The sequence below is a fragment of the Pantoea sp. USHLN256 genome, from assembly GCF_037149875.1.
Taxonomy (GTDB): Bacteria; Pseudomonadota; Gammaproteobacteria; order Enterobacterales; family Enterobacteriaceae; genus Pantoea; species Pantoea nemavictus.
On sequence record NZ_JBBCQO010000001.1, the window covers coordinates 998,777 to 1,014,640 of the forward strand.

General features: G+C 56.7%; 15 protein-coding genes. 3 read left to right on the forward strand and 12 right to left on the reverse strand.

Annotated features, from left to right (window positions below; genetic code table 11):
* Positions 1 to 41: 41 nt before the first annotated feature.
* From WFL93_RS04750 to aroL, 3 genes are all read right to left on the reverse strand, one after another.
* On the reverse strand, positions 42 to 794 hold the full coding sequence (locus WFL93_RS04750) for an IclR family transcriptional regulator (protein ID WP_049850794.1): 753 nt from the start codon (positions 792 to 794) through the stop codon (positions 42 to 44).
* Between the two features lie 356 nt (positions 795 to 1,150).
* On the reverse strand, positions 1,151 to 1,342 hold the full coding sequence (locus tag WFL93_RS04755) for a YaiA family protein (protein WP_007887060.1): 192 nt from the start codon (positions 1,340 to 1,342) through the stop codon (positions 1,151 to 1,153).
* A gap of 108 nt (positions 1,343 to 1,450) precedes the next feature.
* Positions 1,451 to 1,975 (reverse strand): shikimate kinase AroL, encoded by a 525-nt coding sequence (gene aroL, locus WFL93_RS04760; protein ID WP_007887061.1) that lies wholly within the window; start codon positions 1,973 to 1,975, stop codon positions 1,451 to 1,453.
* A gap of 284 nt (positions 1,976 to 2,259) precedes the next feature.
* Here aroL and WFL93_RS04765 point away from each other — a divergent pair, with 284 nt between their 5' ends.
* Entirely contained in the window at positions 2,260 to 2,958 is a 699-nt protein-coding gene (locus WFL93_RS04765; protein ID WP_336777355.1) for a DUF2076 domain-containing protein, read from the forward strand.
* On the opposite strand, the gene WFL93_RS04770 is transcribed toward WFL93_RS04765, so the two are convergent.
* Entirely contained in the window at positions 2,959 to 3,402 is a 444-nt protein-coding gene (locus tag WFL93_RS04770) for a YaiI/YqxD family protein (protein ID WP_007887063.1), read from the reverse strand.
* A 147-nt stretch (positions 3,403 to 3,549) separates the two neighbouring features.
* Between WFL93_RS04770 and proC the strand changes: the two genes are divergently transcribed.
* Positions 3,550 to 4,362 (forward strand): pyrroline-5-carboxylate reductase, encoded by an 813-nt coding sequence (proC, locus tag WFL93_RS04775; RefSeq protein ID WP_336777356.1) that lies wholly within the window; start codon positions 3,550 to 3,552, stop codon positions 4,360 to 4,362.
* A gap of 172 nt (positions 4,363 to 4,534) precedes the next feature.
* Here the strand turns inward: proC and WFL93_RS04780 are convergent, their stop codons facing one another.
* The 7 genes from WFL93_RS04780 to WFL93_RS04810 form a co-directional block, all read right to left on the reverse strand.
* Positions 4,535 to 6,061, reverse strand: coding sequence for an FAD-dependent oxidoreductase (locus WFL93_RS04780; RefSeq protein ID WP_336777357.1), 1,527 nt, complete (start codon positions 6,059 to 6,061; stop codon positions 4,535 to 4,537).
* Between the two features lie 145 nt (positions 6,062 to 6,206).
* Complete coding sequence (locus WFL93_RS04785) at positions 6,207 to 7,373, reverse strand: N-acetylglucosamine-6-phosphate deacetylase (RefSeq protein ID WP_336777358.1); 1,167 nt, start codon at positions 7,371 to 7,373, stop codon at positions 6,207 to 6,209.
* Complete coding sequence (locus tag WFL93_RS04790) at positions 7,366 to 8,139, reverse strand: glucosamine-6-phosphate deaminase (protein ID WP_336777359.1); 774 nt, start codon at positions 8,137 to 8,139, stop codon at positions 7,366 to 7,368. The genes WFL93_RS04785 and WFL93_RS04790 overlap by 8 nt, the downstream gene beginning before the upstream one ends.
* A gap of 1 nt (position 8,140) precedes the next feature.
* Positions 8,141 to 9,664 (reverse strand): sodium:solute symporter family protein, encoded by a 1,524-nt coding sequence (locus WFL93_RS04795; RefSeq protein WP_336777360.1) that lies wholly within the window; start codon positions 9,662 to 9,664, stop codon positions 8,141 to 8,143.
* A 290-nt stretch (positions 9,665 to 9,954) separates the two neighbouring features.
* Entirely contained in the window at positions 9,955 to 10,257 is a 303-nt protein-coding gene (locus WFL93_RS04800) for a PsiF family protein (protein ID WP_007887071.1), read from the reverse strand.
* A gap of 102 nt (positions 10,258 to 10,359) precedes the next feature.
* Complete coding sequence (gene iraP / locus WFL93_RS04805) at positions 10,360 to 10,614, reverse strand: anti-adapter protein IraP (RefSeq protein ID WP_007887073.1); 255 nt, start codon at positions 10,612 to 10,614, stop codon at positions 10,360 to 10,362.
* A 209-nt stretch (positions 10,615 to 10,823) separates the two neighbouring features.
* Entirely contained in the window at positions 10,824 to 10,970 is a 147-nt protein-coding gene (locus WFL93_RS04810) for a hypothetical protein (protein WP_162838734.1), read from the reverse strand.
* 252 nt (positions 10,971 to 11,222) lie between these two features.
* Between WFL93_RS04810 and WFL93_RS04815 the strand changes: the two genes are divergently transcribed.
* Positions 11,223 to 14,303 carry a beta-galactosidase gene (locus WFL93_RS04815; protein ID WP_336777361.1) on the forward strand — a complete coding sequence of 1,027 codons (3,081 nt, stop codon included), beginning with the start codon at positions 11,223 to 11,225 and terminating at the stop codon, positions 14,301 to 14,303.
* Here the strand turns inward: WFL93_RS04815 and WFL93_RS04820 are convergent.
* Positions 14,242 to 15,546, reverse strand: coding sequence for a multidrug efflux MFS transporter (locus WFL93_RS04820; RefSeq protein ID WP_049850786.1), 1,305 nt, complete (start codon positions 15,544 to 15,546; stop codon positions 14,242 to 14,244). The genes WFL93_RS04815 and WFL93_RS04820 overlap by 62 nt on opposite strands.
* Between the last annotated feature and the right edge of the window lie 318 nt (positions 15,547 to 15,864).

Below are 15,864 nucleotides of genomic sequence, written 5' to 3' on the forward strand. Positions count from 1 at the left end.
GCCTTAAAATCGTTAAGAGGGTTTCCCTGATTGATTCAGGGTTACGCGCCGTACTTTTCCGCCATTAGGGCGGCGGTGGCACGTAGTTCGCTGAGCAGTGCTTCCGGGTAACCGGGCGCCGCTTCTTGCGATAAAAACGAGAGACAAAGCGCGGCACTTTCACCGCGATGTTTATTGGTCACGGCGACCGCCAGTGAGCTGATGCCCGGCAGCGTCTCATTGCGCGCCATTGCCCAGCCCTGCTGTCGAATCACGGCTAACTCTTTGCACAAATCATCCAGCGTTAGCGGTGAGTTCAGCGAAGCCGCCTGCCAGTTACTGGCAAAACGATCGCGAACCTCTTCATCGCTTAACTGCGCTAACAGCACGCGTCCGGTCGAAGTGCCGGTTAATGAAACGCGTGTGCCCGGCGGCGTAACGAGCTGGGTGAAGAAGCGACCGTGATACATCCGCATCACCAGCACATCGTCACCGTCCAGCACCGAGATGTAGCCCATGCAACCGCTGCTGGCCGCCAGACGCGCCATCGGCGCCGAGGCGCTATCAACCAACGGCGTCGAGAGATAGTGACCAGCAACCGACAGCAGCACGCGGCCAATCTGGAAGCAGCGGCTCTCGGCATCACGCTCAAGTAAGCCTTCACTTTCCATCGTCGCTAACAGGCGCGATACGGTGCTTTTCGGCAACCCCAACGCATCCACCACCTCGGTAAACGTTAAGCCCGGATGGCCCTGCGCCACGCCAAAGCGCTGGAACAGCTTCAGTACGGCAGAGGCATTTTCGAGTGTGGTCATGGCGCCTGTTTCACTATGTGGAACCGAGTTCCTTTATCAAGACCCCGAAAGTAAAACGCGTGGCTTTATGCGTCAAGCGCAAATTTTTAGCCGGACAATACTTATGGAATTTAAGGCAGGAGAAAATACGGCAGAAAAACAGAATTGAATGACGTTATCAGGCGAGAAAGATATTTAGCAGGAAGGGATAGAGCTTATTGGGTAATGCGCAGTATTTGGTTGAGTTTCTTTATCCTGAATAGTTCAAGCTGCAGAAAGGCGGCAAATGTGTAAATCCCCAGGCGCTTACTTTAGTCAGTGACTGGGGAGAACACATCAAGCCAACGTATCTACAGCTTGAAATATGACGGATAACGTTAATCTTTTTCGGCATCCTCGTAGCGCTCTTTAGCATCCTGCGCTTCGGCCTGAGATTTATGTTCACTAATTAACGTATCGGGTTTGGGATGGTCGGCACGTAATTCATACCAGGTCACGGTTTGATCTGACGAGCCTTTTTCAACAGTGACGATGCGCGCTTCACGCGGATAGGGTGGTTTCGTTGGCATAATTTTCCCTCTTCTCTCAGTTGTCCACGGGCAGCCGTGATCCTCTGCCTACCGTGAAGTATAGACAACGGAGGATCGCTGCAAAAAAAGAGAGAAAAATCTGAGGGTTTAGCTGGCGCGCGCCAGTGACAGCGACTGCAAAATTTGCTCAACCACGCGCTCGGGTGATTGCATCGCATTCACTTCATGGTGCGCGGTTTGACGATACAGATGCGCGCGTTCACGCAGGATATCGCCCATCTCTTCGGCAATCGGACGGCCGGTTAACGTCGGACGCTGCGCCGCTTCCGGCTGATGTTCGAGACGTTGCGCTAAGACGTCCGATGGCGCATTGAGCCAAATCACCTGACCATGTTCACGCATAAAGCGACAGTTGGCTTCGGCCAACACCATGCCGCCGCCGGTGGCAATAACCGTATTTGGCGCGGTAACCGCACGCAGCGATTCGGTCTCACGGGCGCGAAAGCTCTCCCACCCTTCAGATGCCACAATCTCGGCCACGCTTCGCTGGGTGGTGAGTTGCAGATGGTGATCGGTATCGTTGAAGGCATAGCCCAGCGCTTGCGACAGCGCCTGGCCCACCGTGGTTTTACCGCAACCGCGTGCGCCGATCAGATAGATGGGTAATGACATCCAGGCTCATCCTCCGCCGTAATGTGCCGCACGGGCAACGTCATCAGGTCAATAATGCGTCGCATAATACCTGGATTTTATTTTATCAGCCACCCGCGAGGCACGATTTACGCGTATTTCAGTCACATCCTGGGCTATTCGATTGATTAACCAGCGGAAAACAATGCATGAATCGTGCATCGCCGAAAATGTAAGAGCGGGCAACATTTCCTTACCAGGCCGCTGATTTACTTTCCTGGGTCGCGCCCTCATATATTGAGTCATACCGTAAATGGAGGTTTCCCATGAAAAACGAAGAACAACAATTGATTGAAAGCCTGTTCAGCCGACTGAAACAGGCTGAAAGCCAAAGCGGCCCGCGTGATGCAGGCGCAGAGCAGTTGATCAAACAGCATTTACAGAATCAGCCTGGCGCGCCTTACTACATGTCGCAGGCGATCCTGATTCAGGAAGCGGCGCTGAAAAAGCTCAATGCACAGGTCACGGATCTGGAAAATCGTCTGGCGCAGGCGCAACAGCAACAGGCGCCACAGCAGAGCAGCGGCGGTTTTCTTTCAAGCCTGTTTGGCGGCGGTTCGCGTCCAGCAGCCTCTCAGCAACCACCAGCCTGGGGCACGCCACCGCCGCAGCCTCAGCAGCAGTATGCGCCCCCGCCACAGCAGCAATACGGTGCAGCGCCGGCGCGCGGCACCGGCTTCCTCGGCGGCGCATTGCAAACGGCAGTTGGCGTGGCGGGTGGCGTGGTGATGGCGGATATGCTGACCAGCATGTTCCACCATTCGCAACCGGAAGAGATCGTTAACATCATTAACGAACCGGCGCTGCCGCAGGTCGATAACAGCCTCGATACCTTCAACGGCAACGACAGTAACAACGCGTTTCTCAATGATAATTCGGGTTGGGATAACAACCTGGCGGATAACAATGATTTCGGCGATTTTAGCAGCGGTGGCGACTTTGACGACGATGACAGCTTCGTCTGATTAGCGCTGGCGTAACCACTTATCCAGTTCATTAGCAAACAGTTGGCGGTCGCGTTGGCTCAACGTCGACGGACCGCCACTCTGAATCCCGCTGGCACGCATCGTTTCCATAAAGTCACGCATGGTTAAGCGCTGACGGATGGTATCCGGCGAATAGCGTTCACCGCGCGGATTCAACGCCGCAGCGCCTTTCTCCAGCACTTCCGCTGCCAGCGGAATATCGCCGGTAATCACCAGCTCACCAGGCTGCACGCGTTTCACAATCTCATTATCGGCCACGTCAAAACCGGCAGCCACCTGCAGCGTTTTCAGCCACGGCGAAGGCGGCACGCGCAGCGGCTGGTTAGCGACAAACGTCACGGTGACTTTGGTGCGCTCCGCAGCGCGGTACAACACCTCTTTGATGACATTGGGACAGGCATCCGCATCAACCCAAATCGACATGATGACTCCTTTTTCGCAGACAATGAGGCTGATCTTGCCGTGCTGCGGCAGAATGGCAACTGTTTTTGCTGTCTGCCTGCCTTGTTATTAATCCTCGCTGACGTAAGCTTAGCCCCACAGAAAATGAACCACTTAGAGGATAAAGCGATGCTGGAGAAAAAAATCGGGTTTGTCGGCTGCGGCAATATGGCGAAAGCTATCATCAGCGGACTGGTGAACAGCGGGCAGATCGCCCCGGCCAATATCCTGGTATTTGACCGCAAACCGGCCACCAATCAGGCGATGGCGCAACAGTACGGCATCACCGCCGCAGAGAGCGTTGAAAGCCTGGCGCGTGAAGTCGATATCCTGTTTGGCGCGGTGAAACCCAATGTGATTCTCAAAGTGCTGAAAGATGTTGCCGGTCAACTGAAAAAAGATGTGCTGGTGGTATCGATTGCGGCGGGTGTGACGCTCGATTCATTGGCTTCTGTTTTAGGCCACGATCGCAAAATCATTCGCGTGATGCCCAATACGCCGTCGCTGGTGAATGAAGGCATGACGTCGGTGACGCCTAACGTGCTGGTGGAAGCGCATGAAGTGGATGAAGTGGTCGCCATTTTCGAGAGCTTCGGCAAAGCGGCGGTGGTGAATGAATATCTGATTCACGCGGTAGTTGGCGTAAGCGGTTCGGCACCGGCGTATGTGTTTATGTTTATTGAAGCGATGGCGGATGCCGCGGTGCTCGGCGGCATGCCGCGTGCACAGGCGTATCAGTTCGCGGCGCAGGCAGTAAAAGGCTCAGCGCAGATGGTGCTGGAAACCGGCGAGCATCCGGGCGTGCTGAAAGATCGGGTGTGTTCGCCAGGCGGCACCACCATTGAAGCGGTAAAAGTGCTGGAAGAGAAAGGCTTCCGCGCCGCAGTGATTAACGCGATGCAGGCTTGCATGGCGAAGTCAGAGGCGTTGAGTAAGCAGTGATCGGAGCGGTTTGCCCCTCACCCTAACCCTCTCCCGCAGGCGGGAGAGGGAACCGATCGAGCATGTTGCCGCATCTATCTCTCCCGCCAGCGGGAGAGGAAATAGTGAGCTCGGGCGGCCCCTTCTCCCGCTGGCGGGAGAAGGTTGGATGAGGGGCAGCGCGCGCTGCACTCTACCCCTGATACGCCTCATACAGCGCAATCCCCTGCGCCAGCGTCATCGGGTGCTGCATCTCGTGCACCAGCGCTGCCGTCAACGTATACAGCCCGGCAGAACACACCGCCGCAATCATCCCTTCGCGGCAATAGAAAGCGATAAAGCGCTTATCCTGCAGCGATCCCAGCAGGCGATAATCATCCCACTCCTCCGCATGCCCCAAATACTCATAACGGGTACCGTAGTGCGCGGTCCAGAAGAATGGCACGCGGTCATACAATATCTGTTTACCCAACATATTCAGTGCCGCGATACGCCCCTGCTGATGTGCCACGCGATAGTGCTCAATACGTTGCGGGCCACGCACCGAAGGGTAGCTGGCGATATCACCGGCCACCCAAATGTTATCCGCCACGCGTAGCTGACTGTCCGTCAGTAAGCTGCCATCCTCTTCGAGCGGCAGGTCGTGAATGAATTGGGTTGCGGGCACCACGCCGGTACCGAACAGCACCAGGCTGGCCTCTACCGTCTTGCCACTTTTCAGGCGCACAGCGCTGACTTTGCCCTCGCCTTCCAGCGCCACTGGATCGCCCTCAACAAATTTCACCCCGTTGCTGCGGTGCAGATCGTAAAAGTGACGGCCAATCTCTTCGCCAAACTGTTTGGCAAACGGCAGCGGATGACGCGCAATCACCGTGACCTCAACATCACGATTACGTAGCGATCCGGCCATCTCCATGCCAATAAAGCTGTTGCCGATAATCACCAGCTGTTCGGTTTTATCCACCTCTTTCAGCAGTTCATCGGCCTGATTGAGAGAGCGCAGCAGATGCACGCCGTCCAGATCCTTGCCTGCAATGTCCAGCGGTTGCGGCACGCCGCCGCTGGCAATCAGCAGTTGATCGAACTTCACCTGCTGACCGCCCTTAAGGATCAGCGTCTGCTCCAGCGCTTTCAGCTGCTCCACATCCCCCTGAATGCGCTGTACCGCGCCCAGGACATCTTGCTTGAGGAGTTTCGGCACCTCTTCAATTGCCATTTTGCCGGACGGCACAAACTTGCTTAGCGCCGTGCGATCGTAAGGTGCCTCTGATTCACGCTCGATCAACACAATCTGCCCGCTAAAACCTTCATCACGCAGCGTCCAGATCGCCGCGCTGCCCGCCGCGCCCGAACCTAAAATCACGCACACTGGCGAAGTTCCCTGGGCGGATGGTGCACTGGCGGGCGCCATCGCCTGCGGATTGACCAGCACTTTGCCCTGTTCAACCCGCACCGGATAACGTTTCAAATTGGCTAATGCCAGCGGCTCACACATCTGGCCATCCTGCAGCTGAAACACTGCTTTGTGCCACGGACAGATTAGCTTGTCACCACATACCGCGCCCTGCTCTAACGGCGCACCGGCATGCGGGCATTTGGCCTGAAATGCCTGCACGCGCTCATCGTCACGAATCAACACCACATCGGTGTCGCCAACGGTAAATTTGGTGGGTTTGCGCTGCGCCAGCGACTTGAGTTCCACGACGGTTTGATAGCTCACGATAGGCCTCCTTTCTTCTGGTTTTTGATGTAGACAGCAAATCCCTACAAAGAGTAAGCCTGGCAAAGCGTGGTGATTTGTCCGCAATAGCAAAGCGCAACGGTAGCTAACTGGTTGTTAAATAGTAAAAGATAATCTGCGATTGTCAGGCCGCTGCGTCATGTCGCCACACGCACTCGCCCTGTTTTACACAGCCGCGCAGCTGCACGCTGCCATCCGTTTGCGGTGCCAGCAGCAGCAGATCGGCGGGCGCTCCGGCAGCCAAACCCTGTTGCTGCGGCAGATCGAGTTGGCACGCTGGTCGTATCGATGCCATCTCAATGGCTTGCGCCAGCGGAACCAACTTCTCGCGCAGCAGGAAGTTGACCCCGTCCAGTAGCCCGCGCGCAGAACCCGCCAGCAACTGCGGCGCATCCGCCAGACTCAAACGACCGCTGGCGCTAAGCTGCACGCGGCCACCGATGGCAGTGTGATAAATGCCCGGTGGCTGCCCAGCGAAGGACGTCACGTCACTGACCAGCAGCGCCTGCTCGCCTTTGGCGCGCAAAAACACTTTCAGCACGTCCGGCGGCAGATGGTCGCCATCGGCAATCAGCGTGGCCGTCAGCGCATCTTCGGCCAGCTGCTGCCAGATGTAATTTGGATGACGCGGCAGCTGCAGATGCGCGCCGTTGCCGAGATGGGTGGAAAGCGTAGCGCCGGCAGTTACCGCTGCGTGAATCTGCTCAGAGGTTGCCGCAGTATGACCAATCGCAACGCGCACCTGCTGCGCCACGCAATGCCGGATCAGCGCGTCGCTTTGCGGCCACTCCGGCGACAGCGTTAACAGCCGGATGCGCCGCTGCGCCGCCTGCTGCCAACTATCGAACAGCGCGATATCCGGCGCGCGAATCGCCTCGCGCGGGTGCGCACCACGCGGCCCATCTTCTGGCGACAGAAACGGACCTTCCAGATGAAAACCCGGCACCGCACGCGCCACCTCAGGATGCTGCTGGCAAGCGCTGGCCAGCCGCTGCATCGCGTGCGTAATCTCTAGCGGACTGGCAGTGATTACCGTCGGCAAATAGCTGGTCACGCCCTGCTGCCACAGCGCGCGCGTGGCGTGCAGTACATCTTGCTCACTAAAAGGAAAGTGGTTGAAATCGACGCCCTGAAAACCGTTGACCTGCAGGTCGACAAAACCCGGCGCGAGGATAATATCGTCATCGAGTGCGTTCAGCGCGCGCACCTTAGCAATGCTGCCGTGCTGAATCTCCAGCTCGATGGGTTGCAACGTGCGGTAATCACGGCCGCGCAAAATGGCGTTAGTCAAATGTCACCTCCGGGCAGGCAGCGCTATCGGTATACAGCGTGCAGTGCGGATGCTGGCGCAGCCGGGTTGCCGGACAAGCCGTGGAGATAGCGTCATTGAGCGTTGCCTGCACCGCCGCACGTTTGCTGGCGCCCGGCACTATGCAGAACAGGCGCCCCCCGCTCATCAAGGCCGGAATGGTCAGCGTCACCGCATGCGTCGGCACCGCTGCGAAGGTGGCAAAACAGCCATCGTTGACCTGCTGCTGGCGGCAGGCATCATCCAGTTGCACCACCTTAACGCTGTAAGGATCGCTGAAGTCTGCCACCGGCGGATCGTTAAAGGCTAAGTGGCCGTTCTCGCCAATCCCCAGACACACCACATCAATAGGCGCGGCGTTAAGCTGTTGACTATATGCAGAACAGATTGCCGCCGGATCGCCGCTGGAGGGAATCAGATGGACTTCGCCCGGCCGCACCACATCAAACAGGTGCTGACGCAGAAACTGGCTGAAACGCTGCGGCGCAGCGGGATCAAGTCCGATGTATTCATCCATGTGGAAGGCGTGAATGCGTGACCAGTCGATGTCCGGCGCCGCAGCCAGCGCGGCAAGAAACTCGTTTTGCGACGGCGCAGCGGCAAACACCATACGCACCAGCGGTTGTGCACTCAGCCGCTGGCGCAGATACATCGCCACGTCCTGGGCTGCCTCAGCGCCTAGCGCAGCGCGACTGGCGAAGCGTTTGACCTCCAAACGCTCCTTTTTTCCCTGTTGTAATAGCGTCATGTTATCCCTCCTGAGAAACATTGGTTTTCTGCGGCCAGCGCTTATCGGCGGTCGCATCCTGATCCTGATTCAGGGCGTTCAGCAGTTGATCCACTTCCGGGCGAACCGGCGCACGGCGCAGCCAACCCATGGCGATAAACAGCACCAGCGATGACATCACCGGCGCAGCGACCACCGTTGCGGTGCTGACATCGGTAAAGATAAATTTCACGCAGAAGAAGGTGCCAACCCCCACCGCCCAACTCACCAGCGCGGCGGCGCTACCGCTGCGACGAAAGGCTGGTAGCAGCCCGAGCAGCATCGGGATTGATATCGGACCGACCAGACCACCAAACCAGACGATCAGCAGTGACAGCACGCCGCCGAAATGGCTGGCGTTCATGGCAATCACCAGCGTGGTGATAATGAACAGAAAGGCGGTGAGTCGCGCCACCAGCAGCGAACTTTTACCGCGCTGAAAGCGCCTCGGCAGCATGCCCGGCAGAATATCGCGCGTGACGACGGCAGTAATGGCGTTGGCATCAGAGGAGGTCATCGATAGCGTATGCGTGAACATCGCCACCAGCACCAGCCCTACTAAGCCATTCGGCAGCAGTTCCATCGCCATCATCGAATAAGAGCGCGACGGATCGCTCAGGCCAGGAAACAGCAGCGGCGCTGCCCACATCGGCCAGAACAGAATTAACGGCCAGATAAGATAGAGTGCCGAGGAGAGCAGCGCCGCTTTGCGGGCATCGCGGCCGGCGGGCGCAGCAATAAAACGCTGTGCCAGATTCCAGGTACCGCCGTTGTAACTCAGGGTATAGATGACAAAATAGGCGAGCACAAAGCCGAGGGTATAGGGTTCCTGAATGATCTGCGTATGGGTTGGCGGCAGCCGCTGCCAAATGGTGAACAGCTCGCCAAAACCGCCAAGATGCATCGCCACCGCCACCACCATCACAATGGCGGCGACAAACTGCACCACAAACTGACCGAAATCGTTGCAGGCATCGGCCCACAAGCCGCCCATCACGGTGTAAAACAAGCTGAGCGCCCCGGAAACACAAATACCTATCAGCGGATCGAGCCCGGTGAAGACGTTGATAATCACCGCAATCGCCGCCCACTTCGCGCCGACATCGAAGGTTTTCAGCAGCACCCCGCTCCACGCCAGCACCATCTGCGTTGGCAGGTTATAGCGCGTGGCGAGATATTCCATCGGCGATTCGATATTCATATAAATGCGCAGTCGCGCCCAGCGCGGGGCAAAGAGACGCGAGCCAATCAACACGGCGATGGCTATCGGAAAGGCCCACCAGAAATAGATGGTGATGCCCATGTTGTAAGCTACCGCCGCGTAAGCCACAAATACCGCAGCGCTGTAGCCCGACATGTGATGCGACACGCCCGACAACCACCACGGCATTTTTCCGCCGGCGGCAAAAAAATCGCGCGTGCTGCCCACCTTGCGCATCGCCCACAGGGTAATAGCCACAATCATCAGCGCGTACAGCGCCATCACAGCATAATCAAGCACATTCATAGCAGACTCCACAGATAAAGGCTGCCCAACGAACGGTCTGGCTTCGCAGGGATTGAGCGGGTTTGACTGAATTAGTCATCACTTAGGACTAATGCATCCTGCCAGCGTTGTGGCGGCGTTTTTGTGATGAACATCCTGGTATGAGTTTTTCCTCTGACGTGATAAGTAAACCTGAATATATCTACGCTGCGGTTAACTGCAATAAGAAAGGGTTCATGATAAACATGAACCCTTAATATATTTAAGCTGCCGTTATCTAAAGGCATCGCACACTTCAGCCAATAATTAAATCAGCTCTTCTTCAGACATGAACTCATAAAGGTTTTACGCGCATCGCCAGTGAGCTTTTTATCGCCCGCATCAGCATTACAGGTTTTCATCTTCATTTGTTGCGGCGTCATATTGCCCATTTTGCTGTCTTTTTTCAGACAGTCACTCATAAAGCTTTTACGCGCATCGCCTTTCAGATTTTGTGTACCGGCACTTTGGTTACACGTGGTCATTTTTTCCTGCTGCGCGGTTTTCTCTGCCGCGCTCGCTCCGCCTGCAATCAGCAAGCCTGCTGTCATTATTGCCAAAAGACACGATTTCATTACCGGATTCTCCATAGCATTATTGCCCACTAAGCATGGCACGGAATAAGTCAATACGAGAAATCGATAACGACATTCGCCGGTAAAAACAGGCGAAAATCTTTATACCCGCGGATGGTCCAGCAGCTTCTCAACATAATTACGCAGCAGGGTGGTATCAGGCGTTTCAGCGGCAGGCGCCACGGGCGGCATCGCTAATTTAATACCGGTGGCAATTTCATGGAATTGTTCGGAGTTCAGTTTGCGCAGCATCGCGGTGACCACGATCTCTAACGCCTCTACCTGAACCACTAATTCTTTAGACTCTTCTTCTTTTTCAGCCAGCTTTAGAAGGAGTTCCGCAATCAGGTTTTTCATGCGACAAGCTCAATGAGAGAAGAAAAACAGACGTTAGCATTGAGCGGAATAAAACAACAACAATTATTCGGTATTTTGCGTAAAAAATAGATTAGCCGCAGCGCGAAAAAAGAGATGCAATATCAATATGTAACGGCGAAACGTTTCACTGGCGAGTCCTTTATTTATTGAAACGTTTCGCTGGCTAGATTAATTAACCCTGGCGCTCATTATTGCGGCCCCATAAAGCCACGTCCCGGCCCGCCACCGCCATGCCCATGACCGCCGCCCCAGCCGCCGCCCGGAGGGGGGAAAATGCAACCGCTCAGCGCGGTGACCAGTGCCGCAACTGCGGCGAATTTAATAATACGAACCATAATTACCTCGGAATGGTGAAATCGGGCTGAGTGTATGAGGCCGCACCGGGCGCGACAATACAGAATTCTCCGCAACCCGGCGCTATTCATCTCCGCTCACCACGCTTAACAATTTACTGGCACTAAAGCGGCTAAAACATCACAGAGGCGCCATCACGGCCTGCCACTCAGCGCGCAAAATCGCGGCAGATGGCTTTACAGCCGAGGCAATTTCACGCAATGTGAGCGCATTACAAAATATGAGATCTCATCATGACCTTATCTGCTGTGTCCCTCAGCGAAATTCTGGCGCGCCGTGACTGGGAAAATCCGGTGATCACCAGCCTAAACCGGCTGGATGCGCATCCCCCGTTTGCCAGTTGGCGCGATGAAACCCAGGCGCGTGACGATCGTCCTTCTCCCTCGCGGCTGATGCTGAATGGCCAATGGACCTTTAGCTACTTCACCCAACCTGAAGCGGTGCCGCAAAGCTGGCTGCTGCAGAATCTGCCGGACGCGCAAACGTTGCCGGTGCCCGCTAACTGGCAGCTACACGGCTTCGACGCCCCCATTTATACCAATGTGCAATATCCGATTCCGGTGACACCGCCTTTTGTGCCGAAAGAAAATCCCACCGGATGTTATTCGCTCACATTCAAAGTGGATGATAACTGGCTGCAGCAGGGCCAGACGCGCATTATCTTTGATGGCGTGAATTCAGCTTTCTTCCTGTGGTGCAACGGACAATGGATCGGCTATTCGCAGGACAGCCGCCTGCCCGCTGAATTTGACCTCAGCCGCGCGCTGCAGCCAGGTCAGAATCGCTTAGCGGTGATGGTGCTGCGCTGGAGCGATGGCAGCTATCTGGAAGATCAGGATATGTGGCGCATGAGCGGCATCTTCCGTGACGTCAGCCTGTTGCATAAACCAGCAACCCAGCTCGCCGATGTGCAGCTTGAAACCGCACTTAGCCCGGAATATCTGCGCGGTGACCTGCGTGTGAACGTCAGGATCCAGCCGGGCACACGTCAGCCTGCGCAGTGTCGATTACGCGTCAGTTTGTGGCTCGGTGAAAAATGCGTTGCTGAGCAGGAGCAGGCGCCGGGCAGCGACATCATTGATGAGCGCGGTCATTATCCCGAACGTGCGTTGCTAGTGCTGCCCATCACTCAGCCGCTGCTGTGGAGCGCCGAAACGCCGCATCTTTATCGCGCGGTGGTTGCCCTGCTGGATGAAAATGGCGCGTTGCTGGAAGCCGAAGCGTATGACGTTGGCTTCCGTCGCGTCAGCATTGAGAACGGCCAGCTGTGCCTGAACGGCAAACCGCTGCTGATTCGCGGCGTGAACCGCCACGAACATCATCCGGAAAATGGGCAGGTAGTGGATGAAGCCAGCATGCGGCGCGATATCGAACTGATGAAGCGCCACAACTTCAACGCGGTGCGCTGCGCTCACTATCCTAATCATCCGCTGTGGTATCGGCTGTGCGATGAGTACGGTTTGTACGTGGTGGATGAAGCCAATATTGAAACGCACGGCATGCAGCCGATGAACCGGCTCTCGAGCGATCCGCGTTGGTTCGCGGCCTACAGCGAGCGCGTGACGCGCATGGTGCAGCGCGATCGCAATCACGCCTGCATCATTATCTGGTCGCTGGGCAATGAATCCGGGCACGGTAGCACGCACGATGCGCTCTACCAGTGGGTGAAAAGCAGCGATCCTACACGTCCGGTGCAGTACGAAGGCGGCGGTGCGAATACCGCAGCCACTGATATCGTCTGTCCGATGTACGCGCGCGTCGATCAGGATCAGCCCTTCCCGGCCGTGCCGAAGTGGTCACTGAAAAAATGGATTGGCCTGCCGGGCGAAACGCGCCCGCTGATTCTGTGTGAATATGCGCATGCGATGGGCAACAGTTTGGGTGGTTTCGCCAAATACTGGCAGGCTTTCCGTCAGTTCCCGCGCCTGCAAGGCGGCTTCGTCTGGGACTGGGTCGATCAAAGCCTGACGCGATACGACGATAATGGCGAGCCATGGCAAGCCTACGGCGGCGATTTTGGCGACACGCCGAACGATCGCCAGTTCTGCATGAATGGCCTGGTGTTTGCCGATCGCTCACCACATCCGGCGCTGTTTGAAGCCCAACGCGCACAGCAATTCTTCCAGTTTCAACGCGATAGCCAGGATGCCTGGCGCTTTACCGTCACCAGCGAATATCTGTTCCGTCGTAGCGATAATGAAGTGCTGCGCTGGTCGATTGAGCAAGATGGCGTCGCCCTCGCCAGCGGTGAATTGCCGCTCGACCTCGCGCCACAAGGTAGCCAGTCGTTTACGCTGCCAGCCAGTGAGAACCTGCAGGGCAACGCCTGGCTGAACCTGGCGGTTTATCAGCTCAACGCCACGCCGTGGTCTGAGGCCGAGGCGCGCGTCGCCTGGGATCAGTGGCCGCTGCCCGCCGCGTTACCTGAGCGCGTAGCTGAAATTAGCACCACCGCGCCCGAGCTGATCGCTAATCACGATCTGGTCGCGGTGGTGCTGCCGCAGCAGCGCTGGCACTTCTCCCGCCGCAGCGGCGAGCTGGTGCAATGGTTTGTTGATGATGCCGAAACGCTGTTAACGCCGCTGCAAGAGTGCTTTATACGTGCGCCAATTGATAACGACATTGGTACCAGCGAAGCCGCCAACGTTGATCCCAATGCGTGGATCGAGCGCTGGAAACGCGCGGGATATGATCAGCTGGAAGCGGTGCTGGTGGATATGCAGGTCGATAGCCTGAAACACAGCGTGCTGATTGAAACCTGGCATCAGTGGCAGGCCAACGGGCAACTGATCTTCACCAGTCACAAACGTTATCAAATCGGCAGCAACGGGGAGTTGTCGGTAAGCGTGAGCGTGGAGCAGGCGCCCGGCTTGCCGCCACCGGCCCGCATCGGTCTACGTTGTCAGTGGGTGAAAGCACCACAGCAGGTGAGCTGGCTCGGCTTAGGCCCGCACGAGAACTATCCAGATCGCCAGCTAGCAGCGCAGTTCTCGCGCTGGCAGTTGCCGCTGGCCGCGCTGAGCACCGCCTACGTATTCCCGGGTGAAAATGGCTTGCGCTGCGGCACGCGTCAGTTGCAGAGCGGTGACTTGCAGGTCAGCGGCGACTTCGCTTTCTCGCTCAGTCGTTACAGCCTTGAACAGCTGAGTGCAACCTCGCATCGCCACTTATTACAGGAAGAGGATGGCTGCTGGCTGCACCTCGACGGCTTCCATATGGGCGTCGGCGGTGACGACTCCTGGAGCCCGAGCGTCAGCCCGGAGTTTTTGCTTTCTCAGCAGCGCTGGCACTACGCGCTGAAGTTGCGTCAGTAGGTTTTTCCGCCGCATCACGCTGGCTCCGCGGTGGAGTCAGCGTGGTTTTCGGGCGGCGATAGAAGCGACGCAGCAACACCACGTTCACTAACACCACCATCGCCGTGGCGAAGAACACCCAGCGATATCCGGTGGCCGCTGATACCGCCGCGCCCAGCAGCGGCCCCGCAACATTTCCCAGGTACATAAACGATTGGTTATAGCCGAAGATGCGGCCGGTGATGTTATCGCGCGAATGACGCACCAGCAGCGTCTGCACCGCGGGCATCATGGCGCCATCGGCAAAACCGAGCAGGAAACGCAGCACGCCAAGTTGCGTGGCGCTGGTGACAAAGGACATCGCCACCAGCAGCACCAGCGAAACGATCATGGTGGCGATCAGAATACGTTGCGTACCAATGCGATCGCCGAGCTTGCCGAGCCGTGGCGCGGAGATCAGCGCCGACACGCCCGGCAGCGCGGCAATCACGCCACTGAGAAAGGCGATGTTTTGCGCATTCGGCGCCAGCTCGCGTACAAACAGCGTCAAAATCGGATTTACCGAGCCGTTGCACATCTGAATCACCATGGTGGTAACAAACAGGCACATCATCAGGCGCGGGTTATCGAGGCTACGAAACACCTCGCGGCCGCTCAGTTTGTCCTTCTTGCTCACCGGTGTATAACCGGTCTCTTTAATCAGGAATAGCGTGACGAGGAAGCTCACCATCAGCAACACCGCGGTGACGATAAACACCATGCGCAAACCGAGCCAGTCAGCCAGCAACCCGCCAATCATCGGTCCAAGGATCACGCCACTGATTTGCCCGGTAGAGACGCAGCTCAGCGCCCAGCCGCTGCGCTCGCGCGGCACCTGCGCCGCCACCAGCGCCATCGCATTGGGGATATAGCCAGAAGTGAGTCCCATCAGCGCACGCAGTAGCAGCAGTTGCCACGCCTGCGTAACAAACGCCTGCAACAGAATCACCGCGCCCATGCCGAATGACGCGCGCAGCAGCATCAGCTTGCGCCCTTTGCGGTCGGCAAGGCTGCCCCATAATGGCGCCACGGCGGCAGAAACAATGAAGGTGACGCTGAAGGTGAGTCCTGACCATACGCTCAGCGCGTTACCGCCACGAATCCCGAGTTCTTCAACATACAGCGGCAGGAAGGGAATGATCTGACTGATGGCGAGGCCGGTGAAAAAGCAGCCAAACCAGACTGATATCAGATTAACTTTCCAGGACTCGATGGAGCGTAACATGGGCGTGAGCATCAGCAGAATAGAACGAGGCTTAAGTCTAACAATCTCGTAACATTACCGGACGGCAAAACATGGCATGGGGTAAAAAACGCAGTTTTCCGCTGTTGAGCGTGATTCTGCTCACAGCAAATCATGCCAGAAGCCCGTTTTTTAGTGTCTTTATGTGCTGAAACAATGCCTGCCGCAAGATAAGCGCATCGCAACGCCCGGCAAACGTGAAAAAATATGTCTACTCGTTACTGACATTATTCATCACCGCATCTATGTTTAAAAAACCACCAGTGATCACTGGCGACGTGCTGCCCGTTCTGGACAGTC

What these genes read in the sequence shown, in the direction of transcription:
- WFL93_RS04750 (WP_049850794.1), bottom strand. Translation starts at nt 794, where the DNA reads ATGACCACACTCGAAAATGCCTCTGCCGTACTGAAGCTGTTCCAGCGC.
- WFL93_RS04755 (WP_007887060.1), bottom strand. Translation starts at nt 1,342, where the DNA reads ATGCCAACGAAACCACCCTATCCGCGTGAAGCGCGCATCGTCACTGTT.
- aroL (WP_007887061.1), bottom strand. Translation starts at nt 1,975, where the DNA reads ATGTCATTACCCATCTATCTGATCGGCGCACGCGGTTGCGGTAAAACC.
- WFL93_RS04765 (WP_336777355.1), top strand. Translation starts at nt 2,260, where the DNA reads ATGAAAAACGAAGAACAACAATTGATTGAAAGCCTGTTCAGCCGACTG.
- WFL93_RS04770 (WP_007887063.1), bottom strand. Translation starts at nt 3,402, where the DNA reads ATGTCGATTTGGGTTGATGCGGATGCCTGTCCCAATGTCATCAAAGAG.
- proC (WP_336777356.1), top strand. Translation starts at nt 3,550, where the DNA reads ATGCTGGAGAAAAAAATCGGGTTTGTCGGCTGCGGCAATATGGCGAAA.
- WFL93_RS04790 (WP_336777359.1), bottom strand. Translation starts at nt 8,139, where the DNA reads ATGACGCTATTACAACAGGGAAAAAAGGAGCGTTTGGAGGTCAAACGC.
- WFL93_RS04795 (WP_336777360.1), bottom strand. Translation starts at nt 9,664, where the DNA reads ATGAATGTGCTTGATTATGCTGTGATGGCGCTGTACGCGCTGATGATT.
- WFL93_RS04800 (WP_007887071.1), bottom strand. Translation starts at nt 10,257, where the DNA reads ATGAAATCGTGTCTTTTGGCAATAATGACAGCAGGCTTGCTGATTGCA.
- iraP (WP_007887073.1), bottom strand. Translation starts at nt 10,614, where the DNA reads ATGAAAAACCTGATTGCGGAACTCCTTCTAAAGCTGGCTGAAAAAGAA.
- WFL93_RS04810 (WP_162838734.1), bottom strand. Translation starts at nt 10,970, where the DNA reads ATGGTTCGTATTATTAAATTCGCCGCAGTTGCGGCACTGGTCACCGCG.
- WFL93_RS04815 (WP_336777361.1), top strand. Translation starts at nt 11,223, where the DNA reads ATGACCTTATCTGCTGTGTCCCTCAGCGAAATTCTGGCGCGCCGTGAC.
- WFL93_RS04820 (WP_049850786.1), bottom strand. Translation starts at nt 15,546, where the DNA reads ATGTTACGCTCCATCGAGTCCTGGAAAGTTAATCTGATATCAGTCTGG.